The organism is Belliella alkalica, assembly GCF_022549785.1.
In the GTDB taxonomy this organism is placed as follows: domain Bacteria; phylum Bacteroidota; class Bacteroidia; order Cytophagales; family Cyclobacteriaceae; genus Belliella; species Belliella alkalica.
Window position 1 is genome coordinate 139990 of record NZ_JAKZGO010000010.1, and the last position, 22389, is coordinate 162378.

Annotated in this window: 23 protein-coding genes and 1 riboswitch; of the genes, 21 read left to right on the forward strand and 2 right to left on the reverse strand. The window is 36.6% G+C overall.

Going from position 1 to position 22389, the window contains the following annotated elements; all coding sequences use genetic code 11:
* The first annotated feature begins 92 nt into the window (after positions 1–92).
* From MM213_RS13450 to MM213_RS13475, 6 genes are all read left to right on the forward strand, one after another.
* The gene (locus MM213_RS13450) at positions 93–530 is read left to right on the forward strand and encodes a PH domain-containing protein (protein ID WP_241412981.1); all 438 of its coding nucleotides are present in this window, start codon (positions 93–95) and stop codon (positions 528–530) included.
* A 181-nt stretch (positions 531–711) separates the two neighbouring features.
* Positions 712–3438: a DEAD/DEAH box helicase family protein gene (locus MM213_RS13455; protein WP_241412982.1), complete on the forward strand. Its 2727-nt coding sequence runs from the start codon at positions 712–714 to the stop codon at positions 3436–3438.
* A 633-nt stretch (positions 3439–4071) separates the two neighbouring features.
* Positions 4072–4848, forward strand: a complete 777-nt coding sequence (locus MM213_RS13460) for a hypothetical protein (protein WP_241412984.1) — start codon at positions 4072–4074, stop codon at positions 4846–4848.
* Between the two features lie 120 nt (positions 4849–4968).
* Entirely contained in the window at positions 4969–5220 is a 252-nt protein-coding gene (locus tag MM213_RS13465) for a DUF6364 family protein (RefSeq protein WP_241412986.1), read from the forward strand.
* A complete protein-coding gene (locus MM213_RS13470; RefSeq protein ID WP_241412988.1) occupies positions 5217–5630 on the forward strand; it encodes a type II toxin-antitoxin system VapC family toxin in 414 nt (137 codons plus the stop codon). The genes MM213_RS13465 and MM213_RS13470 overlap by 4 nt, the downstream gene beginning before the upstream one ends.
* A gap of 192 nt (positions 5631–5822) precedes the next feature.
* Complete coding sequence (locus MM213_RS13475) at positions 5823–6806, forward strand: TlpA family protein disulfide reductase (protein ID WP_241412990.1); 984 nt, start codon at positions 5823–5825, stop codon at positions 6804–6806.
* 118 nt (positions 6807–6924) lie between these two features.
* Here the strand turns inward: MM213_RS13475 and rlmF are convergent, their stop codons facing one another.
* On the reverse strand, positions 6925–7842 hold the full coding sequence (gene rlmF / locus MM213_RS13480; protein WP_439647567.1) for a 23S rRNA (adenine(1618)-N(6))-methyltransferase RlmF: 918 nt from the start codon (positions 7840–7842) through the stop codon (positions 6925–6927).
* A 123-nt stretch (positions 7843–7965) separates the two neighbouring features.
* On the opposite strand from rlmF, the gene MM213_RS13485 reads away from it, so the two are divergent.
* The 5 genes from MM213_RS13485 to MM213_RS13505 all read left to right on the forward strand — a co-directional run bounded on the left by MM213_RS13485 (position 7966) and on the right by MM213_RS13505 (position 13311).
* The gene (locus tag MM213_RS13485; protein WP_241412991.1) at positions 7966–8511 is read left to right on the forward strand and encodes a fasciclin domain-containing protein; all 546 of its coding nucleotides are present in this window, start codon (positions 7966–7968) and stop codon (positions 8509–8511) included.
* A 293-nt stretch (positions 8512–8804) separates the two neighbouring features.
* Positions 8805–8914: riboswitch (SAM riboswitch) on the forward strand.
* Between the two features lie 203 nt (positions 8915–9117).
* The gene (locus tag MM213_RS13490) at positions 9118–10425 is read left to right on the forward strand and encodes an O-acetylhomoserine aminocarboxypropyltransferase/cysteine synthase family protein (protein WP_241412995.1); all 1308 of its coding nucleotides are present in this window, start codon (positions 9118–9120) and stop codon (positions 10423–10425) included.
* Between the two features lie 57 nt (positions 10426–10482).
* Positions 10483–11541 (forward strand): homoserine O-acetyltransferase family protein, encoded by a 1059-nt coding sequence (locus MM213_RS13495; protein ID WP_241412997.1) that lies wholly within the window; start codon positions 10483–10485, stop codon positions 11539–11541.
* Positions 11531–12757, forward strand: coding sequence for a homoserine dehydrogenase (locus tag MM213_RS13500; protein ID WP_241413001.1), 1227 nt, complete (start codon positions 11531–11533; stop codon positions 12755–12757). The genes MM213_RS13495 and MM213_RS13500 overlap by 11 nt, the downstream gene beginning before the upstream one ends.
* Before the next feature lie 161 nt (positions 12758–12918).
* On the forward strand, positions 12919–13311 hold the full coding sequence (locus MM213_RS13505) for a VOC family protein (RefSeq protein ID WP_241413025.1): 393 nt from the start codon (positions 12919–12921) through the stop codon (positions 13309–13311).
* Here MM213_RS13505 and MM213_RS13510 read toward each other — a convergent pair whose 3' ends face one another.
* Complete coding sequence (locus MM213_RS13510) at positions 13312–13752, reverse strand: DUF2147 domain-containing protein (protein ID WP_241274954.1); 441 nt, start codon at positions 13750–13752, stop codon at positions 13312–13314.
* Between the two features lie 137 nt (positions 13753–13889).
* On the opposite strand from MM213_RS13510, the gene pdeM reads away from it, so the two are divergent.
* The 10 genes from pdeM to MM213_RS13560 form a co-directional block, all read left to right on the forward strand.
* Complete coding sequence (gene pdeM / locus MM213_RS13515) at positions 13890–14558, forward strand: ligase-associated DNA damage response endonuclease PdeM (protein WP_241413002.1); 669 nt, start codon at positions 13890–13892, stop codon at positions 14556–14558.
* A gap of 130 nt (positions 14559–14688) precedes the next feature.
* On the forward strand, positions 14689–15579 hold the full coding sequence (locus MM213_RS13520) for a cell division protein FtsX (protein ID WP_241413004.1): 891 nt from the start codon (positions 14689–14691) through the stop codon (positions 15577–15579).
* Positions 15580–15583: 4 nt separating this feature from the next.
* Positions 15584–15793, forward strand: a complete 210-nt coding sequence (locus MM213_RS13525; protein WP_241413006.1) for a DUF3098 domain-containing protein — start codon at positions 15584–15586, stop codon at positions 15791–15793.
* A 3-nt stretch (positions 15794–15796) separates the two neighbouring features.
* Complete coding sequence (locus MM213_RS13530) at positions 15797–16591, forward strand: undecaprenyl-diphosphate phosphatase (protein WP_241413008.1); 795 nt, start codon at positions 15797–15799, stop codon at positions 16589–16591.
* Position 16592: 1 nt separating this feature from the next.
* The gene (gene truB / locus MM213_RS13535; RefSeq protein ID WP_241413010.1) at positions 16593–17279 is read left to right on the forward strand and encodes a tRNA pseudouridine(55) synthase TruB; all 687 of its coding nucleotides are present in this window, start codon (positions 16593–16595) and stop codon (positions 17277–17279) included.
* Complete coding sequence (locus MM213_RS13540; RefSeq protein ID WP_241413012.1) at positions 17266–18198, forward strand: bifunctional riboflavin kinase/FAD synthetase; 933 nt, start codon at positions 17266–17268, stop codon at positions 18196–18198. The genes truB and MM213_RS13540 overlap by 14 nt, the downstream gene beginning before the upstream one ends.
* 10 nt (positions 18199–18208) lie before the next feature.
* A complete protein-coding gene (locus MM213_RS13545) occupies positions 18209–18907 on the forward strand; it encodes a CoA transferase subunit A (RefSeq protein WP_241413014.1) in 699 nt (232 codons plus the stop codon).
* A 203-nt stretch (positions 18908–19110) separates the two neighbouring features.
* Positions 19111–19767: a 3-oxoacid CoA-transferase subunit B gene (locus MM213_RS13550; RefSeq protein ID WP_241413016.1), complete on the forward strand. Its 657-nt coding sequence runs from the start codon at positions 19111–19113 to the stop codon at positions 19765–19767.
* A gap of 344 nt (positions 19768–20111) precedes the next feature.
* On the forward strand, positions 20112–20456 hold the full coding sequence (gldC, locus tag MM213_RS13555) for a gliding motility protein GldC (protein ID WP_241413018.1): 345 nt from the start codon (positions 20112–20114) through the stop codon (positions 20454–20456).
* A 624-nt stretch (positions 20457–21080) separates the two neighbouring features.
* Positions 21081–22389: carboxypeptidase-like regulatory domain-containing protein (locus MM213_RS13560; protein ID WP_241413020.1), on the forward strand; the 1309-nt coding region annotated here is incomplete at its 3' end.

The following is a 22389-nucleotide window of genomic DNA, read 5'->3' on the forward strand; positions in this document are numbered from 1 at the left end:
AGTGAGTCGGATTTTATTACCGCCATTTCTAGGCTGAAGCCCGATTAGTGGCAAGAATAGAACGACCCATGGCTAAAAAAGATAGTTTTTAAATGAAGAAAATATATAAATCAAAAATCGGACTTGAATTAATCATTCCTCTTATTCTTATATTAGGGTCAATTTTAGTTTTAGCTATAATTCAAAAACCAAGCTGGGTTGGAATTGCCATTCTTTTGGCTGTAATCCTATTTGTCGTTCATATGTTTATGACAACATACTACACGATTGACGGCGAGGAGCTGATAATAAAATGCGGTTTTTTGTTTAACAAAACTATCGAGATAAAGACCATAAAAAAGATTGCCGAAACAAACAATCCAACTAGTTCGCCTGCAACTTCGATTGACCGACTTGAAATTAATTACGGAAAATTTGACTCAGTAATAATTTCACCAAAATATAAGTCTGAATTTATCAATGACATTAAGAGATTAAATCCGAATGTTGAAGTAAAGTATAAGAAAAAGCAAAATGAAAAACTTGGCTAATCAAAACACTAAAAGCACTAGCCACCACCAGCCGTTTTGAAAATGCGAGGGCTTTCGTGTCCGTGGCGGTGTACGATGTTCCAAATTCAAGCTTGGTGCATTTAATAAAGTTTAGTGCTGAAAAATCCCGTCTTCTCCAAAGTGAATCCCTTAGTTAAAAGTTTAAAAAGAGACTGATACCTTGACAGAATATCCTAAAGACATAAAATTCAAATACGGTTGGAGAAAATACCAACAACGCGTGCTTGACGACTTACAAGACCACTTAACTGACGGACATTTACACGTCATTGCTCCCCCAGGTTCGGGTAAGACAGTTTTAGGTCTTGAAGTAGCTATTCGACTTAATAAACCTACTTTAATTCTTGCTCCAACAATTGCAATTCGTAATCAATGGATACAGCGGTTTTGTGAACTTTTTCTTCAAACCAACTCGACACCTGATTGGATTTCGAGAGACATTCGCAATCCCAAATTTATGACTGTAGTAACGTATCAAGGGCTCCACGCAGCTTGTAACAATTGGAGAGTTGAAGAAGAAGAAATTGACAACGAAGAAGAAACCGAAGAGACAAAGGGAAACGGAAAATCAACAAATCCAAATCTTGACAACATTGTAGGCGGACTAAAAACTCAAAATATCAAGACAATTGTTGTGGATGAAGCACACCATTTAAAGAATGAATGGTGGCAAACATTGACTAAGGTTAAAGAAAAATTAGATCCGATAATTGTTGGCTTGACTGCTACGCCACCATATGACGTTACAGCAACAGAATGGCAACGATACATTAACTTAAACGGACCTGTTGATACAGAAATTTCAGTTCCTGAATTAGTAATTGAAGGTGATTTATGCCCTCACCAAGATTATGTTTATTTCACACTCCCAACTGAGAAAGAAAATCAAAGTATTGTTGATTTCAGAAAAAATATTGAAAAGCTTTTTAAGGAAATAAAAAGTGATGAAACAATCATTCAAGCAATCGAACAACATCCCATTTGGCAAAACCCGACAGAGCAGTTAGATTGGATTTATAATAACCTCTCCAATTATTCAGCTTGTTTGATTTTTCTAAAAGCCAACGACAAAGAAATTCCCGAAACACATCTTGAAGTAATTGGAGATAAAAAATTTGAAATTCCCAAGCTCGATTACGAATGGATTGAAACGCTTTTAGATTTTTATCTCTACAAAGAAAAGGAGCATTTTAAGACGTTTGAAGAACATCAAAAAACCCTTGAAAACCGGCTAAGAAGATACGGAGCAATTGAAAGACGTCAAATCAATTTTTTGCATAACAAAAGAGTTACAGGATTTTTGACTTCAAGCATCAGCAAACTAAACGGAATCAAAGAAATTGTCGATTTTGAATACAAGAATTTAGGAAACAATTTGCGTTTAGTAATTCTTTCCGACTTCATCCGCAAAGAGTTTTATATCAACTCTCCTGATAACAATCTTGAACTAAATAAAATCGGTGTAATTCCAATCTTTGAAAAATTAAGACGAGAAAATAAGGAGAATAAGAAAATTGCTGTTTTGACAGGTTCAATGATAATCATTCCTGTTAGTGCCTATCCAGTATTTGAAGCTAAATCAGCAAAATATGGAATTACTCAAATCAATTCTAATCCTGTTCCTTTTGACAGCAATTACATTTTAATCAGCCAAACTGAGCAACTCAAACACGACATTGTTCACATCGTAACTCAAATCTTTCAAAGTGGAGAAATTGAAGTTTTGATCGGAACAAAGTCTTTGCTTGGTGAAGGTTGGGACGCACCTGCTATCAACTCCTTAATCTTGGCAAGTTTTGTAGGTTCATTTGTGCTTTCCAATCAAATGCGTGGTAGAGCCATTAGAACACAAAACGGAAATGGAGACAAGACAGGAAATATTTGGCATTTAGTCTGTATTGACCCCACTTCACCCACAGGCGGAGATGATTTCGATTTACTAAAAAGACGTTTTAGGAGTTTTGTTGGTGTTTCATTCAGAGAAGAACCTGGCATTGAAAATGGAATTGGGCGTTTAGATCTATCAGAAAACATTCATCATAAAGAAGAAGCGGAAAAAAAGAATGTTGAAATGTTCTCCTACGCAGGAGACAGAGAAAGTCTAAAACAAAGATGGAAAACGGCACTTGAAACAGGCGTTACACTTGTTGAAGAAATCAAAATCCCATTTCCTGAAGAAAAAGAATACAAAGCTGTTAAGTCAATGTATTTGAAAAAAACAATTCGTAACCTTTTAGCGACTTTAGGTTCAGGTTTAGTTGGTTTTGGTTTAGAAAGTTTACAAGGACTTGGTAGAGCAGCAAGGCATATTAAGACTACTCAAGACATATATGTTTTCCTGGCAATTTTCGGAGCTATCGGAATGGCTATTTTTGGTAGGCGGACATTTATGACCTTAAGGTTGTATTTCAAATACCGTGACATTGCAAAGGATATTCAGCAAATTGGGGATGCACTTTTAAACTCCTTGATTAGGGCAGGAACAATTCAATCAGATTATTCAAAGTTAAAGGTGGAAACTTCCGTTGATAATTGGGGAGCAGTGTTCTGTCATTTAGAAGGAGGAACGACTTTCGATAAATCGAATTTTATAAATTCACTTCAAGAAGTAATTGCTCCAATTGACAATCCAAGATATGTGATTATCAGAAAGAATAGGTTTATGCTATTCGTAAAGCAAAAAGACTATCATTCTGTTCCTGAAATACTTGGACGAAATAAAAACTTGGCTGAATATTTCAAAGATCAATGGGAAAGACTTGTTGGTTCTTGCGACTTGATTTATACAAGAACACTTGATGGCAGAAAAATACTTTTGAAGTCAAGAGTAAAGTCATTAGCAGCACAATTTGAAGACAAAGTAGAACATATCAACAAATGGAGATAACAAGAAACCTACATCAAATTTCATCTTGAGAATAGCATCCTTATAAGTAGGAGGGAGATTCTGAGAAAAATCAAAATTCTTTATCTTCAAGAAGTCTTGAGTAGGTTTGGAGAGAATGTTTTTGAGAAACGCTCTTCCATCAGGCAGTCCGGCCGATCCCTCCAAGTTGAATATCATTGATTCTTATTTCTCTCAAGAGTTCAGAGGTTTACACCCATTTTAATTAGAATGTTACTAGAAATCGATCCAAAATAGGCGAATACATATGCTTCTTCTCTTCTATGATAGCTTATATTGCTTCGTAATTTCTATTGTTTAATAAATTTAGTCTAGAATAAATAAAAATAACCTCATATGAAATCAAGCATGACGAAGAACTTTACACACTGGGATGATTATCAACCATGCGAGATTCCATGTGACCTCTGAAAAACAAATTATATACACATGAAAAGAGGTAAATGGCTGATTTTAAATGCTGTTCTCAAAATGATTTTTTTATTGGTTAGATTTTTTCTGTGATTCTGGAAACTTTGATGTGAAAGTATCTGTATGTAAATAGAATATCTTTATTTCTTTATATTTTACTATAGCCAAAAAATATTTGGTTTAATCCAAACAATGAACTAAACTATGAAATTTAAATATCTTTTGTCGGCAGCATTGATTTCTACTGTATTTTTTATCACTTCATCAAAAGTCACAGCACAGGCATTTGTTGACTTTGAGTCTGGAGGAGTTTTTACAGGATACAATAATGTCCGAATTCCGGGAGATGGAGGTACCAAGTTTTCTTTGAAAAATGATTTGAGTCCCACACCAAGCGCTTTTCTTCGCTTAAGGGCAGGTTATACTATTAAATCAAGGCATGCAATATCTCTACTTTATGCTCCTCTCAGTGTAGGATCTAGCGGGGCTATAAATAGACCGATTGATTTTGAAGGAGTTACTTTTGGTTCCAATACTTTGTTGGATGCGAGCTATGTATTTAATTCTTATAGAGTGACTTATAGATATGATTTTGTAAAAAGGCCAAAATTTGAATTCGGAGCTGGTTTTACTGCAAAAATCAGAGATGCCGAAATTGCCCTGAGAAGTGAGACATTATCTGCTTCAAAAACAAATGTAGGCTTTGTGCCCATCATAAACTTCAGGCTCAACTGGCAAATAAATGACAAAATCGGAGTTTTGTTCGTGGGGGATGCATTGGCAGCACCACAAGGAAGAGCAGAAGATGTGTTGCTTGCTGGGACATACAAAGTTTCGGACGAGTTGTCAGTTCGTCTGGGATATAGAATTCTTGAAGGAGGAGCAGACAATGATGAGGTCTATAATTTTAGCTTATTCCATTATGCTTCATTTGGTGTTTGTTACACTTTTAAAAACAAGTCTTTTAAAAAAGGTAATTGATAAGGAGTCAAAAATGAATAGTTCTTTGGAACCCTGCTGAACATTTAACACTTCCAAAACCCAGTACTTGTAAAAGACGTATAGAAATATTATAATTGTACGTATAAAAAATAAGTTGTAATGGATACTAAGTTAACATTGAGACTTAATGAAGATGTGATCAAGAGAGCTAAAGAATATGCGAATAGTCATAATATTAGTCTTTCTAAAATTATTGAATCTTATTTAGATAGTATTACAAAGGAGAAAGAGGAAGTGGGAAAGATTGCAATTACTCCTTTTGTTAAGAGTTTGATAGGTGTAATTGATTTGCCTGCTGACTATGATTATAAAAAAGCGTATGGGGATTTTTTAGAAGAAAAGTATAAATGAAAAACTTATTCATTGACACGAATATAATAATTGATCTATTAGCACGCAGAGAACCTTTTTTTGAAGATGCAGCTCAATTATTTTCTGTTGCTGATACAAATAAAGTCAAATTATCAGTGTCATCCTTGACTATTGCAAATACGAGTTATGCCTTATTGAAGCAAATGAATTCGAAAAAAGCAAAATCAGTATTAAGGAACCTTAGATTGATTTTAAATATATTGCCATTAAATGATGGGATTATAGGATTAGCTTTGGAGGATGAGAAATTTTCTGATTTTGAAGATGGACTCCAATATTTCACAGCACTTGAATATCGGCAAGATATGATCATTACAAGAAATCTAAAGGATTTTAAAAATTCAAAGTTACCGACAATGACAGCAAAACAATTCATTGAAATGATTTAATCAAGTAAATCTCAATGAAAGGGACCAGGATGTATTATTACATGTTTATTTTTATGAATAAATATAGCTAAGTTAGTTATTAAGCAAGCTTTCAATCATTTAGTGAACCTAGTAAATTCAACTAAAATTACTATTTTTAGAAATCTGCCTCGATAGAAGTGTAAGGGAATCGTTTAGAAATGTATATAAGTCATGCTGAAAAAAAATATAGTAAAAACCGTTCTAAGGCTTTTTCTTGGGATTTTAGTGATTATTACTTCAGCAGTTTTGCTCATTCTTTTGTTTACAGAAGTTGTTGAAGTGCAAAATATTCAAGTAATGAAATGGTTGCCAATATTGATTTGTGCCATTGGTTTTTATTTTGCTGGACTTATCAACAAAAGAACCAAAATTATTTTTACACTTTTCCTGCTTATTTCATTGTTGTTTTTCATTCTTCTTGACATGCTTCATTTCCCATTTTTCTTTTTAATTGGCTTTGTATCTGTACTCAGTATACTGTCAACAAGAAAAGAGTTGAGTAAAAATATTAGAATATCCTCTCTGACTCTCATTTTGGTAATATTTGTTGGCTATTTGCTATCTCAACCATTTATTATAAAAAATAAAGGTTATGGGACTGACATGACGGGGATTAATTTATATAATGCAACTGTCTTGTGGGATTTTACGACAAAACCTTCAAGAACTTTACCAAAAGAATTCTTTAAAGATTATGATGACAATGAAGTAAGGTTTGGAGACTTTAAGGGTAAAACCATTTATGTGTCATTTTGGGCAACTTGGTGTGGCCCTTGTATGCAACAAAAACCTCATCTAGAAAATTTGAAACAGCAGTTAAAGGATTATGCTGACATAGTATTTATAGATGTTTCGATTGATACGGATCTTGAAAAATGGAAAAACTATTTGTTAAGTAATGAACAAGAGGGACATCAACTAATAAGCCAAAATATTGCAAAAACTCATTCTAATTATCAGTTTTCTGGAATCCCTTACCATATTGTGATTGACTCAATAGGTAACTTTAAACAAATTGCAGGTCCACACGCCTTAGGCTATGACAGTGGTCTACTTTCAGATTCAAAAAGACTGACTGACTTTATGAATACTCCGTACAAAGTATTCAAAATTAATAATATAGCAGGGAAAGACACAATAATAAGAGTTAGGTGAATTGAATAGAGATTGAGATTGAATAAAGAAATGATTTTAAAGAAAATGTCTCATTTATATCACAAGAGAATAGCAAATATGACGGAGATTAATTTATAAGCTTTGTTAAATTCAGAAATCACCCAAAACTCCAAGCCAAAATTCTACTGATTTTATTTCCTTGACTCATTTCGATCGTTTTTATTGATTTGACATTGACAGCATCCAAGGTTTTGTAAAGTTTGGCAAGGTTTGACTCTTTTGAAACCAAGCTTGTAAACCAGCGACACTGTCTGCCAAAGCGTCTGCTTTCATAGATCATATTAGTCAAAAACTTCAATTCGCCACCCTCGTACCATAGTTCATTGCTCTGACCTCCAAAATTCAATGTGGCTTTTTTTACTTTTTCACCTTTCAGATTGCTGAGTTTTCTCAAAGAACTTGCATTTGCTTCTTTTGCCGAAGCGTGAAATGGCGGATTGCATATACTGACGTCATAAAATTCACCAGCTTGAATAATTTCCTCAAAGATCTTTCTGCGATTAGTTTGTAATCGTAAAAACACTTTATTCTTTAATTGGGGATTTGAATTGATGATTTTTTGGGCTGCTTCGATAGCCTCCGGATCTATATCTGATCCTACAAAGGTCCATCCATATTCTTGAACTCCAATAATTGGGTAGATGCAGTTTGCTCCAACACCGATATCCAGACATTTAGTCTGATTTGAACTTTTGTCATTTTTGTCAATAATCAAATCAGCTATATAATGGATATAGTCCGCTCTTCCTGGTATAGGTGGGCAAAGATAATTTTCCGGAATTTCCCAATGATCAATTTGATAAAAATGCTTCAAAAGTGCCTTGTTGAGCATTATTACGGCCTCAGGGTTGAAAAAATCCACAGACTCATCACCATATTTATTGGTGAAAACGAACTCTTGAAGTGCTGGCAAAGTTTCTATCAATGCTCGAAAATCATACCTTTCCCTGTGTTTATTACTTGGATGGAGGACTGATTTGATAGTAGCGTGTACTTTTTTCTCTTCTGGCATCATTCGTGAGCGTTGGTAAGTACAAAAGTATTCAATTTTTACCCTTCATCAATTATTTCTCCTTTATTAAAACTTATTAAGGGAATTGAGGTTTGGTCTGTGTTGAATCATAAAACAAAGAAACAAATGAAAATTTTGAAAATTTTAACTTTAGCTGCTGTATGTAGTGCAGTAGTATTGGCAGTAAGTTGTGAAAACAAACCTGCAGAGACTGAAGAATCTACGGAGATTGTAGAGGAAGAAGTTGTAGTAGAAGAAGCGCCAAATACGGTAGTTGATATCGCAGTTGGTTCGCCAGACCATACTACATTGGTAGCTGCGGTCTCTGCAGCTGGTTTGGTAGAGACTTTGAATGGTGGTGGTCCATTTACTGTGTTCGCTCCTACAAACGCTGCATTTGCTGCTTTGCCAGCTGGTGCTGTTGACGACTTGTTGAAAGCTGAGAATAAGGAAAAATTGACTGGCGTTTTGACCTACCATGTAGTGTCTGGAAATGTGAAGTCAAGTGACCTTTCGGACGGACAAGTTGTGACTACTTTGAATGGTCAGGAATTGACTGTAAGCATCAAGGATGGCAAGGTGATGATCAATGGAGCTACTGTTACCGCTGCTGACCTTGAAGGAAGCAATGGCGTAGTTCACGTAATTGATTCTGTCTTAATGCCAAAATAAGTTGCATTAAACTGTTCAGAAAAACTAAAGCCTGCTTTCGAGCGGGCTTTTTCAGTTTCCATTCATTCTTAAATTCTGAATTTTATTTTTTGTTGCTTTCTTGAGATACACACTAATTATTTCATTGAAAGATAGTTTGTTATAACCTTTTTTTGACCAGTCTTTAGCAGATATGTCTTATCTATCTCAAAATGGAGATTTTCAATTTTTAAATAATTTTTCTTCGAGTTTCCTTGGATTCTTAAAATTCCTGAATTTACTTTGTGGCATCCTATCACTTTTTATGGTGTTGGGATTTATACAGAAGAGACGAGAGACAGGCTCTAAGACCCTCTGGCAACCTGGAAAATCCAAGGTGCCAATTCCTGCCGAAAGAGAATATCCTCCTTCGGAAATATAAATTCTTAACAAGATGATTTATATTCCAAATTTCAGGCAATCCAACAATTCAAATTTGACAAGTCAAGTTCAATGCACTATGTGTTTTGATTCTTTTGCATGTCCCATGTGTAGGTGATTTTTGCCTATTGCCAACTGTTTCCTTCTTCAGTTCCCTTCAAAAAGAATATTGATAAGTAATTCTCAAACCAATTTAACCATTTTATCATGTCAGCAAATTATCATTTCGACACTTTACAGCTTCATGCTGGACAAAGCCCAGATACTGCAACTAATTCAAGGGCAGTACCAATTTATCAAACGACTTCTTATGTTTTCAATTCCGCTGAACACGGAGCTAACCTTTTTGCTTTGAAGGAATTTGGGAATATCTATACCCGAATCATGAATCCTACTACGGACGTTTTTGAGCAGAGAGTGGCAGCTTTGGAAGGTGGAGTGGCAGCTGTGGCAACTGGTTCTGGTCAGGCAGCTCAGTTTTTGGCTTTGAACAATATCCTGCAAGCAGGTGAGAATTTTGTTTCTACATCATTCCTTTATGGCGGTTCTTATAACCAATTCAAAGTGGCTTTCAAAAGAATCGGTATCGAAGCAAGGTTTGCAAAAGGAAATGCGGTAGCAGATTTTGAAGCCTTGATAGATGACAAAACAAAGGCGCTTTACCTTGAGACGATAGGCAATCCTGAATTTAATATTCCTGATTTTGAAGCAATCGCAGCTTTGGCTCAAAAATACGAAATCCCTCTTGTAGTGGATAATACTTTTGGTGCAGGTGGCTATTTGTTTAAACCTTTGAAGCATGGAGCAAATGTAGTGACTGCTTCAGCTACAAAATGGATCGGTGGTCATGGGACTTCAGTAGGAGGGATCATTGTAGATGGGGGAAATTTCAATTGGGGAAATGGGAAATTCCCACAATTCACTGAACCTTCTGAAGGATATCACGGATTGAAGTTTTGGGAAGTTTTCGGGGAAAATAATCCATTGGRACTTCCAAACATTGCATTTGCAATCAGAGCGAGAGTTGAAGGTCTGAGGGATTTTGGTCCTGCATTGAGCCCATTCAATTCATTTTTGTTGCTTCAAGGGCTAGAGACACTTTCTTTGAGAGTTCAGAGAACTGTAGAGAATGCACTTGCGATAGCTCAATGGCTAGAAGGGCATGCTCAAGTTCAAAAAGTGAATTATCCTGGATTGAAATCTTCTCCTTACCATGATTTGGCTAATAAATACCTTACCAACGGCTTTGGTGGTGTATTGAGTTTCGAGATCAAAGGAGACAAAGAAAGCACTTCTGAATTTATCAATAAGCTGGAATTGATTTCTCATCTTGCCAATGTTGGTGATGCAAAAACCTTGATCATCCAACCTTCAGCAACTACACATCAGCAACTCTCTGAAGAGGAACAAAAAGCTGCGGGAGTGACGCCAACTTTGTTGAGACTTTCATTGGGTATAGAACACATTGAAGATATCAAAGCAGACTTGCAACAAGCTTTTGATCAAATAAAATAACCTGTAAATCTTACAAAGTCTAATTGTCGGGAGACTAATTCATCATTTCAAAATCCAATGAATTTAGAAAGCCCTTACCTGAGTATCGATATGGCGCAAGAGACCTTTATCCATAAAGGAGATTTTCAACTAGAATCCAAAGAAATAATAAAGGACATGCAGTTGTCTTTTATCACACATGGTCAGTTAAATGCGAAAAAGGACAATGTGATTTGGGTAATCCATGCACTAACAGGTGATGCAAATGCGCAAGAATGGTGGTCAGGAATAATCGGCGAGGATAAGTTTTATGATCCAAGTAAATACTTCATCATCTGCGCCAATTTATTGGGGTCATGTTATGGCTCTACCCAGCCACTTTCGGAAAATCCAGTTACGGGCATACCATATTATTATGATTTTCCAAACTTGACTTCCAGGGATATGGCCAATGCATTGGAATTGCTCAGGTTAGACCTGGGGATTCATCAAATCCATACCTTGATAGGAGGTTCACTTGGTGGTCAAGTTGGTATCGAGTGGGCTTATGTGTTGCAAGAAAAAGTCAGAAATACAATCATTCTTGCTAGCAATGCCAAGACTTCTCCTTGGACGATAGGCTTCAATGAGACGCAAAGAATGGCAATTGCAGCAGATCAAACATGGGGTCAAAATGATCCTGATGCTGGAAAAAAAGGTCTGGAAGCAGCAAGAGCGATTGCTATGTTGACTTACAGACATCCAGAAAACCTTGCAAACAACCAAGCTGATGACGCTGACAAAACTGATGGCTACAGAGCAAGCTCTTATTTGAGATATCAAGGGCAAAAACTCGCCAAGCGGTTCAATGCCTTGTCTTATTGGACTTTGACCAAGACGATGGATAGCCATGATATAGGAAGGAATAGGGGTGGAGCAGCATTTGCTTTGTCCCAAATCCCTTCAAGAGTCCTCGCCATTGGCGTTGATAAAGATTTACTTTTCCTCAAAGAGGAATCACAATTTATTGCCAATCATGTTCAGAAAGGGACCTATCGAGAGATCAAATCTTCTTACGGACATGATGCATTTCTAATAGAATACGAACAGTTAAAATATATTCTCAGCTCTTTTTACCTAGAACACAATGATGACTAAGCGAATAGGACTCTTCGGATTTGGAGTAGTTGGCCAAGGCTACTATCAGATTGCCAAAAAACAAAAAGAACAATGGGTGCCGGATACCATTGTCGTGAAGGATCAGAAAAAAAGAAGACCTTCTGACATAAAATTCTCATATACAGCAAAAGATGTTTTTGATAAAAACCCTGACTATATTCTTGAGTTGATTTCCGATGAAAAGGAAGCATATGAGTATGTTACGGAGGCATTGAAAAGGGGGATTACCGTTATTTCTGCAAACAAGAAATTACTTTCTGCACATCTTCCTGAGTTGATCAGCCTGCAAAAGGTGTTTGGCGGGAAGTTGCTTTATGAAGCGGCTGCTGCGGCAGGGATTCCTGTGATTACCAATCTGGAAACCCACTTTGAAGAGGATACGATTATAAGCTTAGAAGGAATTCTCAATGGGTCTTCCAATTATATACTTTCTCGCATTTTCAACAATGGCCTGAGCTTCGAAGAAGCACTTAGAATGGCTCAGCAAAAGGGTTTTGCAGAATCTGATCCAAGCTTTGATATCAATGGGAGTGATGTGTCTAGCAAACTGAATATCCTGATTTTGCATGCATTTGGGAAGTTTGTTGGACAAGAGCAGATTGCTACTTTTGGCATTCAGCACTTGGGTGATGTAGAGATCAACCTTGCAAAAGCATTAGGCTTAAAAATAAAATTGATGGCAAAAGCTGACAAGGATTACAGAGGTATATCTGCACAGATTTTACCAACTTTTGTAGAAGAGTCCAATTCCTTTTTTGGAGTGGAAAATGAATACAATGCCGTAAAAATAGTTTCAGAACACTTGCAAGAGCAGTTTTATCTAGGAAAAGGAGCTGGTAGCTTGCCTACTGGTGCAGCAGTCTATGGTGATTTGATCAAAGCCAGAAATGGTTTCTCGTACAATTATTCGAAAGTGAATTTTGATAAACCTTTGGACGAAAAACTCTTGAATCTGGGGGTGAGGGTATTGTTTAGAAGCAAGTCACTGGAACAAAATGACAGCGTAGTTTTCTCTCCAGAATATTCGATACACTTGGACGGATATTACTATACAGTAGGAAAGGTAAAGCCAAAGAATTTCTCAAGGCTCAATGAAGAAGGAGGAGTTTCTATCGTCGCCTTACCAGATAGTGTATCAGCAGAGGATATAGAATATGCTTTCAGGGAGATTCAAAAATCTGTGGAGGTAGTTTGAGCATTTGGTTGTTCGTTTTTGAATAAAATGCGGTAAGGAAGCTTGTTCTTTACCGCATTTTTTCTGGGTATTTTTTTCTGCCGTTGAGCATGGCAATCGAAAATCAAATTGTTTGCGCAGCATTTATTTTGTGCCCCATATTTAAAACTTTAAATTTAGATATGAAATACACTCAAATCAAAGAAACCTGTCTTTACATTTCTGATATAGATCAAGCAGAGAAATTTTATCATGAAACTCTCGCAATGCCAGTGATTTCTAAAGTCAATGATCGCCATATCTTTTTTCGATGTGGTAGTTCAGTTTTGTTGTGCTTTTTGCCTGAAGTTACCAAAAATGAAACCAACCTTCCTCCCCATTTTGCTAAAGGAAAGCAGCATATAGCTTTTGAAGTATCCGCTGAAGATTTTTCAGAGTCCAAACAAAAATTGATTGATTGTGGCATTGAAATTACCCATGAACAAGAATGGTCAAAGGGTCAAAAAAGCATTTATTTTGAAGATCCCTTTGGAAACGTCCTTGAACTTGTTCCCAAAGGGATTTGGGAAGTGTGATTATTCCACCTTCGTCCACTCCACAGTCCTTCCTACAAGAGAAATTCCTATATAACCTCTCACTTCCAAGGTTTTATCATTCTTCTTTTTGATGATGCATGAATAGGTTTTTCCGTTTTTCGGATCGTAGATGGTTCCGTCTTCCCATGCTCCTCCTTTGTATTCAAAACCATTGAGGAGCTTCATTCCCATGATTGGTCGATCACGCTTTGATTTATCACTGTTGTTTTTATCAGTCTTTGGCTTGCCATTTTCTGTTGGTTCGGCAAGCCATACGATTTTTCCTGAATACTTATTTCCCTCTTTGGTGATTTCAACTTGTGCATCTTTTTCGGTATTGTACCATTTCCCAACAATTGCATCCGCATTTTGCGCAAAAACTGCTGATCCACAAAAAGTGAAAATCAGGACAAGACTTAATTTCAAGAATTTCAAATTCATAATATTTTGAGTTTAGGTTGTTATACTTAATCGAATAATAATACTTTTATAAAACGAAAACAAATTACTTTGTTTGCAAATTTGCTTTCAAAAGTGTGTTTAATCCTCGTTTTATTAAATGAATTAGAGCAATAAAAATGCTAGAAATAGATCATGGTCATGAATTGAAGCTTGAGACATTGGGTTTTAGCTTATTTTTATTACCTCAAAATGCCATCTACTGCAAATCATTGGAAGCGATCTTTATCGCAGATCCACATTTTGGTAAGGCAGCACATTTTAGAAAAGCGGGAGTGCCGATTTCAGAATATTTGCATCATGATGATTTGTCTAAGATCAGTAAATTGATTCAAGATTTCAATCCAAATGATATTTACTTTTTGGGTGATTTGTTCCACTCTGATCTAAATGATTCTTGGTGGGTATTGGAAGAATTCATAGAATTGTTTCCATCTGTAAATTTTCATTTGGTAAAAGGCAATCATGATATCTTGCCTGCTGCCTGCTATCAATCAGGAAAGTGGATTATTCATGAAGAACCTTTGGAGTATCATGGACTTGTGCTTTCTCATGAACCAATGGAATCTGTGCCTAATGGAAAAGTGAATTTGTGTGGACATATCCATCCGGGGATTTCTCTGAGTGGAAAAGGAAGACAGAAAATCACCTTGCCTTGCTTTTTCTACAGTGAAGGGAGACTGCTTTTACCAGCCTTTGGAAGATTCACAGGATTGGTCAAGATGACTTGTACCAAATCAGACCAAGCCTTCGTTATTGCTAATGAAAAGGTAATTCGAGTCAATTAAATCGAATATGATTGGTTATATACAGTAACCTGATTAATTTTGACCAAATTTGTTTACCTTTTTCGTGCTTCTATCATTTAAGGTATATCAATCTGTTTAAAAAAAGGGTGAAATCCCTATCTCAATCAATATGAAAGGCAATTCAAGGAAAAAGACCAAAGTCGGTAAATTCAAATTTATCTCAGTACTCTTCAGTACAACCCTTTCCCTTTTTATTGTTGGCCTATTTGGGGTGATTTTTATCCAAGCAAAGACACTTACAAAAATCATCAGGGAGAATATTGAAATCCAGGTTTTTCTTAATAAGAATATTGAAGAAAAGCAGAAAGCCAATATCGGAAAATTGCTAGCTGCAAAGCCTTACATCATGCAAAAAGCAGATAGCGCTGCTTTGGTTTTTATATCCCAAGAAGAGGCTGCCGCAAGTTTTTTGGAAGATACAGGGGAAGATTTCACCAAATTCTTGAATGATAACCCACTTCGGGACAGTTATACCATTGCCATTTCTGAAGAATATCAGACTTCTGAACAAATCCAAGAAATTGTGACAGAGATCCAGGATATGGATGGAGTATTTGAAGTGACATACATGTCAGATTTGGTAGAATCTATCAATGAAAACCTGCTGAAAGTGAGCTTGGTGATGGGAGGTTTTATCATTATTTTGATCGTGACCGTCATCATGCTGATCAACAATACGATCAGGTTGGCATTGTTTTCACAGCGGTTTTTGATCAGAAGTATGCAGTTGGTGGGTGCCACGAGAGGTTTTATACGTCAGCCATTTCTGAGTAGGGCATTTTTCTTTGGAGCTTTATCAGGAGTTTTGGCTTCGGCTATACTATTCGGGATCATCGAATATACCAAAGCAAATATTGACGGTTTTGCTATGCTACAGAATTATGAATTATTATATATGCTTTTTGGGGGACTGATTGTAGTAGGTGCTTTACTTTCTGTATTCAGTACTTTGAGAGCAGTAAATAAATACTTGAATATGTCTTTGGACGAACTTTATTAAAAATATGAGCAATCAATCTTTACCTTTTTCCAAGAAAAATTACATTCTGATGTTGATCGGAATAGCCATTATTGTAGTTGGATTTACCATAATTGGCTTAGATCCTGAACCCCACGGATTTGGATTTATGGGATTGACTCTTGGGCCAATAGTCACTCTCATTGGATTTATTTTTGAATTTTATGCCATTTTCTACAAGTCAGAGAAAAAATAAATCATGGATATTATAGATGCTATAATCCTTGGAATCATCCAAGGGTTAACGGAGTTTTTGCCTGTTTCTTCAAGTGGGCATTTGGAATTGGGTTCTGCCATATTGGGCGACACCAAGCTTCCTGAGGAGAGTATGATGTTTACAGTCGTGCTCCATTTTGCCACTGCATTATCTACTATTTTGGTATTTAGAAAGGATTTAGCAGAGATTTTCAAAGGTTTGTTCCAATTCAAATGGAATGAAGAAACAAAGTTTTCTATCAAAATAATCATTTCTATGATTCCAGCTGCCATAGTAGGTGTGTTTTTCAACGATCAGCTAGAGCAGTTTTTTGGTGGAAAGATTGTATTTGTAGGATGCATGCTTTTATTGACGGCGGTTTTATTGTACTTGGCAGACAAAGCAAAAAACACAGACAAGCCAGTCAGTTTTGGCAATGCTTTTTTGGTAGGGATATCGCAGGCTATTGCGATTCTACCCGGTATTTCTAGGTCAGGAGCTACGATCTCCACGTCCGTGTTATTGGGAATAGATAAGTCTAAGGCAGCTCGATTTTCCTTTTTGATGGTTGTACCATTGATCTTGGGAAAAATCGCTAAAGATATTTTGGATGGCGGACTTGCTTATAATCCAGAGAGTTTTGGTTATTTGTCAGCAGGTTTTATCGCGGCATTCGTGGCGGGATATTTTGCCTGTACATGGATGATTGCTTTGGTAAGGAGAAGCAAATTGACTTATTTTTCTATTTATTGCGCCATAGTAGGTTTGATAGCCATAGTAGTGGGCTTATATTTGTAAAATGCAGGAACAAGAACCGTACGGAGAAGTATTTTTGATTGATAAACCTTTGGAATGGACATCATTTGATGTTGTCAAAAAAGTTAGGAATGCACTAAGAATCAAAAAAGTGGGCCATGCTGGTACACTTGATCCTTTGGCTACTGGGCTTTTGATTGTGTGTGCCGGTAAGAAAACCAAAAGTATCGATATCTACATGGGGCAGGAAAAGGAGTACACTGGTACTTTTGTTTTGGGGAAAACCACAGAGAGTTTCGATAGGGAAAAGGAAATCATAGAAGTGGCAGACCCTTCCCACATTTCCAAAGAAATGTTGCTAGCTGCTGTAGCGGAATTGACTGGTGATATTTTACAAGTTCCACCGATGCATTCTGCCATCAAAGTAGATGGTAAGCGTGTCTATGAATCGGCAAGAAAAGGAATTGAGGTCAAAATGGAGCCACGTCCAGTTACAGTATCCGAATTTGAAATCACAAGGTTTGAGCTGCCAGAGATTGATTTTAAAATTGTTTGCTCCAAAGGGACTTACATCAGAAGCTTGGCGAGAGATCTTGGAGAGAAGCTGGAAGTTGGCGCCTATATGTCGGCATTGAAGCGAACAAGAATAGGAGAATTCAAGTTAGAAAATGCAGAAGAACTAGGGGAGTTGGTTGAAAAAATTAAAGCAAGAATGAATGAGGATTTATGAAGGAATTGAGGATTTTGGTCCTGTCAATAATCCGGTAGTCACTAGCGGCACTTTTGATGGGGTTCACCTTGGCCATCAAAAAATCCTCCATAGAATCAGGACTATAGCTGATGAAATTGGAGGGGAAACTGTTTTGATCACTTTTTGGCCACATCCTAGATTGGTCCTGTATCCAACAGAGCACAATTTGAAATTGCTTTCCACTTTTGAAGAAAAAACCAAATTGTTACGCCAATTTGGGATCGATCATTTGATTACAATTCCGTTTACCAAAGAATTTTCTGAACTTAGTTCGGAAGATTTCATCCAGAAGATCATAATTGACAAAATTCAAACAAGAAAATTGGTGATTGGTTATGACCATAGGTTCGGGAAAAATAGAGAAGGAGGATTTGATTACCTAAAGGAAAATATCCAAAATTACGCTTTTGAGCTGGAGGAAATCTCACGAGAGGATGTGGAGAATGTGGGAGTATCAAGTACCAAAATCCGACATGCTTTGGAAGATGGAAAAGTCCACATAGCAAATGATTACCTTGGTAGAGATTACGAGCTCAATGGAATTATCATCAAAGGGCAGCAATTAGGCAGGTCTATTGGATTTCCCACGGCAAATATTCATGTCCCAAATGACTACAAGCTAATTCCATCCGACGGCGCTTATGCGGTAGAAGTCAATGTGGAAGGAGAAGTATTCAGGGGCATGTTAAATATTGGCAATAGGCCAACTGTAAACGGAAATAGCCGTAGTATTGAAGTAAACCTTTTTGATTTCGAAGGTGATTTGTATGACAAGCGCATAACTGTCTTGATCAAAGAGTACCTCAGACCTGAGACCAAATTCGGAGGATTGGAAGAATTGAAAAGTCAACTCAAATCTGATAGAGAAAAAGCAATAAGCATATTAACCCAAAAATAACTTTCAAAGTATGATCAATAAAACAGTAGCAAACGCAGAAGTGGCTGTAGCCGATGTTTTTTCCAATGCAGTTTTGATGTTTGGAGGATTTGGTCTTTCAGGAATCCCTGAGAATAGTATCAAAGCATTGCTGAACAAAGAACTTCACGGCCTAACTTGTATTTCCAACAACGCAGGAGTTGATGATTTTGGGATCGGACTGATGCTTCAAAAGCGGATGGTCAAAAAAATGATATCAAGCTATGTGGGTGAAAATGCAGAATTTGAAAGACAATTGCTAAGTGGTGAGCTAGAAGTGGAACTTATCCCACAAGGAACTTTGGCCGAACGAGTAAGGGCAGGAGGAGCTGGAATTCCAGCATTTTTTACACCGGCAGGAGTAGGGACAGAAGTTGCAGATGGTAAGGAATTGCGAGAATTTGATGGGAAGTTATATCTTTTGGAAAGGTGGTTGAAAGCTGATTTTGCATTTGTAAAAGCTTGGAAAGGTGATACTGCTGGCAACTTGATTTTCAAAGGTACGGCCAGAAATTTCAACCCAATGATGGCAGCAGCAGGGAAAATAACGATAGCTGAAGTTGAAGAATTGGTTCCAGCCGGAGAATTGAACCCGAATGAAATCCATACTCCAGGTATTTATGTACAGAGGATTTTCCAAGGAAAAGACTACGAAAAAAGAATTGAACAAAGGACAGTTTCTAGGAAGTGAAATATAGTAGAAATATATCTTTGACGAAATATGGTTGAAATAAGCTTCGCGAAATAAGGTTGAAATATGCCTGGGGGCGAAATAAGGTTGAAATATTTCCATTTATTTCTACTCTATTTCAAATTATTTCCACCTTATTTCAATTAATCTAAAATCTACCTTCTAAAATCTTAATTTATAAAAGACCCTAAATAACTCTAGATATGCTCAATAAAGATCAAATAGCCCAAAGAATAGCCAAAGAAGTGCAAAGTGGCCAATACATCAATTTGGGGATCGGTATCCCGACTTTGGTGGCAAACTATATTCCTGATGATTTGGAAGTGGTATTGCAGTCTGAAAATGGACTTTTGGGGATTGGCCCTTTTCCTACCGAAGATAAAGTTGATCCTGATTTGATCAATGCAGGAAAGCAGACGATTACCATGTCCAAAGGATCTGCACTTTTTAACTCCTCAGAGTCTTTTGCAATGATCCGTGGAGGTCATGTTCATTTGACTATTCTAGGAGCTATGGAAGTTTCCGAGAATGGAGATATTGCCAACTGGAAGATCCCTGGGAAAATGGTCAAAGGAATGGGTGGAGCTATGGATTTGGTTGCATCCGCAGAAAATATTATTGTGGCTATGCAGCATTGCAGCAAAGATGGTCAATCCAAGTTACTGAAAGAATGCTCCCTTCCGATTACAGGAATTAGGTGTGTCAAAAAAATAGTAACAGATTTGGCAGTAGTAGAAGTGCTTCCAGAAGGAGGTTTTAGATTGTTGGAGCGAGCACCAGGCGTGTCTGTTCAAGAAATAATCGATAAGACAGAAGGGAGAATGCTGATAGAAGGAGAAATACCGGAGATGAGTTTTTAGGTTTGGGATGGTAGAGGACTCAGAGAATAGTATTAAGAGCTTTCTGATGCATAATTCTTGGTTAAATGAACCTTTTTTATTTGAGGAAAGTCCAAGCTAACAACATTTTTTTCAATGAAATAAACGCAACAGAAGGAGAAGATAAATAACCATTACTTGAATTACGATTTAATTGATTTAAGATTCATGGTTATTAAGATTTTGAACCCTTGGTAAACTTGAATAAAGTAAATGTCAGTAAAAGTAAAGTACCAAGTAATACTTCAAGACAACAAAAACAAACTCATCTTCGGAACTTAGATTCTGCTTTTGTAGTTTTGTCGGATATACAATTAAAATAGGTAATGAAAAGCTCAGAAATAAAGTTTAAAATCAATCTTGACGATAAGAATCTTCCAAAATCAATCCAATGGGATGCTTCAGACAAAGAAGGCGAAGGTGAGGAAACTACAAAAAGCATTAGTTTGAATGTTTGGGATAATCTAAACCACAGTACATTGAGAATTGATCTTTGGACAGAAGACATGTCTGTAGTAGAAATGAAAAGATTCTATATAGATATTCTAGGGGGGATGGCCCAGACAATCCTAAATGCTACTGGAGACGAATATATTTCTGAAGAAATGAAAGAACTCTGTGATAGGTTGGTCAAGCATGTCAATGAAGAAAATAAAAAATCGTCCAAATAATCATTTTCCCTGATCATCATCAGGGATTTTTTTTGGTTCTTTTTACCTTTTAGATTTATTATTTAACTGTATTTTTTTTAAAACTGGGTAACTTGAACCGAGTAATTGAGCTCATTCTAACAACTTTCAGAATTTGTAATTGATATTCAAACAGATTTTATTAAACATCAAAAATACATCTGTCCAATGCTACTAAGCATTGATTTTTCACCAAATAGTTACAGAGAGCATAAAGCGTAGGAGTTTTTTTATTGATTTGGCAGAGAAACAATTTAAAAATTGATTTTTGAATAATTGTACTCAGTCAAAGAGGTTTTTTCTTGTTAAAAATAAGTCTATGCTCTTTTTAGTTGGATTTCGTTTATTTGCATTTCAAAAGTGTGGAGAGATTGTTTTTTTGAGTAGTATGGTAATTTCTAAAATTAATAAATTTTAAAAAAAGGATTTAATCTATAGTGGCTGATTATCAGGATCTTTTTTTTGAAATTTCAAAACAACAAAATATTTTCAATTAATTTTTTTAGTTAAAAATGAAGGATTATTCGGAAATTCCTCTAATTTTCACAATAATTCGTCTTTATTAGGAGGATTGAAGCAATTAAACAATAAACCCAAGATTAACATATGCAAAACTTTACAAAAAGAGCATGGCTGGTAGTTTTTACACTATTTGTCATAGTTTCCTTTAGCACATCTACGGTTTTTGCTCAGAGTACCAATATTTCTGGTACTGTGACTGAGGAAGGGTCAAAAGAAACACTCATTGGGGTGAATATAGTGGTAAAAGGAAAAGTGATCGGTACAGTTACCGATATGCAAGGGAATTTTAACCTTCGTGTGAACCAAGCGCCACCGCTGACATTGATTTTTTCAATGGTCGGTTTTGCAAGTCAGGAAGTTGAAATCACTCAGGAAAATGTCTCGAATCTACGAATCTCTCTCGCTGAGCAATTTATGCTAGGTCAAGAAGTGGTAGTCTCGGCTTCAAGAGTTGAAGAGAGTATCCTAAAATCTCCAGTTTCCATAGAGAAAATGGATATTCTTGCGATCAGAGATACTCCTGCTGACAATTATTACAAAGGTATTGCTAATTTGAAAGGTGTAGATGTGACCACGTCTTCCATCAATTTCCAAATCATCAATGCTAGAGGGTTCAACTCTACTGGCAACACTAGATTCGTGCAGCTAACTGATGGGATGGATACACAAGCTCCTGCTTTGAACTTCCCAATTGGTAACCTCAATGGGCCTTCGGAGTTGGATGTGGAATCAGTGGAGTTTATTCCAGGATCCTCTTCAGCGCTTTATGGACCAAATGCTTTTAATGGGATTTTATTGGTAAACAGTAAGAGTCCATTTGAATACCAAGGTTTGAGTGCATTTTATAAGCAAGGAGTAAACCATATCAATGGACGTGCAGGCGAGCCTACAAGTCCACAGCCGATGTATGAAGGTTCCATCCGCTATGCAAAGGCGTTCAATAATAAAATAGCTTTTAAAGTGAATGCATCATACATGCAAGCAGTGGATTGGCATGGCACTGATCAAACAGACCTAAGCAGAGGAAATCAAGGAGACCTACCTTTCAACCCTGGAGCAAACAGAGTTCATGTTTTTGGTGATGAGGTTTCCAACAATATTGGTCTGTTTAGAAATGTTGCAGGCTTCCAACAGAATGCTCAAGCCAATGGATTGGCAGCTTTTGTTCCTTTCCTTCCTGATCAAGTGGTGTCTCGAACAGGGTATGACGAAAGACACTTAGTAGATTACAATGCAAGCAATCTAAAATTGAATGGTGCTTTGCATTACAGGATTACTGATAGATCAGAGTTGTCTTACACTATGAATTATGGTGCAGGAACTTCGGTTTATACTGGCGCTCAAAGGTATTCTTTAGCAAATTTTTCTATTATCCAGCATAAATTGGAGCTAA

Coding starts and splice junctions, on each gene's coding strand:
- MM213_RS13530 (WP_241413008.1), top strand. CDS start 15,797: ATGGATATTATAGATGCTATAATCCTTGGAATCATCCAAGGGTTAACG.
- MM213_RS13505 (WP_241413025.1), top strand. CDS start 12,919: ATGAAATACACTCAAATCAAAGAAACCTGTCTTTACATTTCTGATATA.
- MM213_RS13465 (WP_241412986.1), top strand. CDS start 4,969: ATGGATACTAAGTTAACATTGAGACTTAATGAAGATGTGATCAAGAGA.
- MM213_RS13550 (WP_241413016.1), top strand. CDS start 19,111: ATGCTCAATAAAGATCAAATAGCCCAAAGAATAGCCAAAGAAGTGCAA.
- MM213_RS13540 (WP_241413012.1), top strand. CDS start 17,266: ATGAGGATTTATGAAGGAATTGAGGATTTTGGTCCTGTCAATAATCCG.
- MM213_RS13475 (WP_241412990.1), top strand. CDS start 5,823: ATGCTGAAAAAAAATATAGTAAAAACCGTTCTAAGGCTTTTTCTTGGG.
- rlmF (WP_439647567.1), bottom strand. CDS start 7,842: ATGATGCCAGAAGAGAAAAAAGTACACGCTACTATCAAATCAGTCCTC.
- truB (WP_241413010.1), top strand. CDS start 16,593: ATGCAGGAACAAGAACCGTACGGAGAAGTATTTTTGATTGATAAACCT.
- MM213_RS13510 (WP_241274954.1), bottom strand. CDS start 13,752: ATGAATTTGAAATTCTTGAAATTAAGTCTTGTCCTGATTTTCACTTTT.
- MM213_RS13525 (WP_241413006.1), top strand. CDS start 15,584: ATGAGCAATCAATCTTTACCTTTTTCCAAGAAAAATTACATTCTGATG.
- gldC (WP_241413018.1), top strand. CDS start 20,112: ATGAAAAGCTCAGAAATAAAGTTTAAAATCAATCTTGACGATAAGAAT.
- MM213_RS13545 (WP_241413014.1), top strand. CDS start 18,209: ATGATCAATAAAACAGTAGCAAACGCAGAAGTGGCTGTAGCCGATGTT.
- MM213_RS13470 (WP_241412988.1), top strand. CDS start 5,217: ATGAAAAACTTATTCATTGACACGAATATAATAATTGATCTATTAGCA.
- MM213_RS13500 (WP_241413001.1), top strand. CDS start 11,531: ATGATGACTAAGCGAATAGGACTCTTCGGATTTGGAGTAGTTGGCCAA.
- MM213_RS13485 (WP_241412991.1), top strand. CDS start 7,966: ATGAAAATTTTGAAAATTTTAACTTTAGCTGCTGTATGTAGTGCAGTA.
- pdeM (WP_241413002.1), top strand. CDS start 13,890: ATGCTAGAAATAGATCATGGTCATGAATTGAAGCTTGAGACATTGGGT.
- MM213_RS13520 (WP_241413004.1), top strand. CDS start 14,689: ATGAAAGGCAATTCAAGGAAAAAGACCAAAGTCGGTAAATTCAAATTT.
- MM213_RS13460 (WP_241412984.1), top strand. CDS start 4,072: ATGAAATTTAAATATCTTTTGTCGGCAGCATTGATTTCTACTGTATTT.
- MM213_RS13450 (WP_241412981.1), top strand. CDS start 93: ATGAAGAAAATATATAAATCAAAAATCGGACTTGAATTAATCATTCCT.
- MM213_RS13495 (WP_241412997.1), top strand. CDS start 10,483: ATGAATTTAGAAAGCCCTTACCTGAGTATCGATATGGCGCAAGAGACC.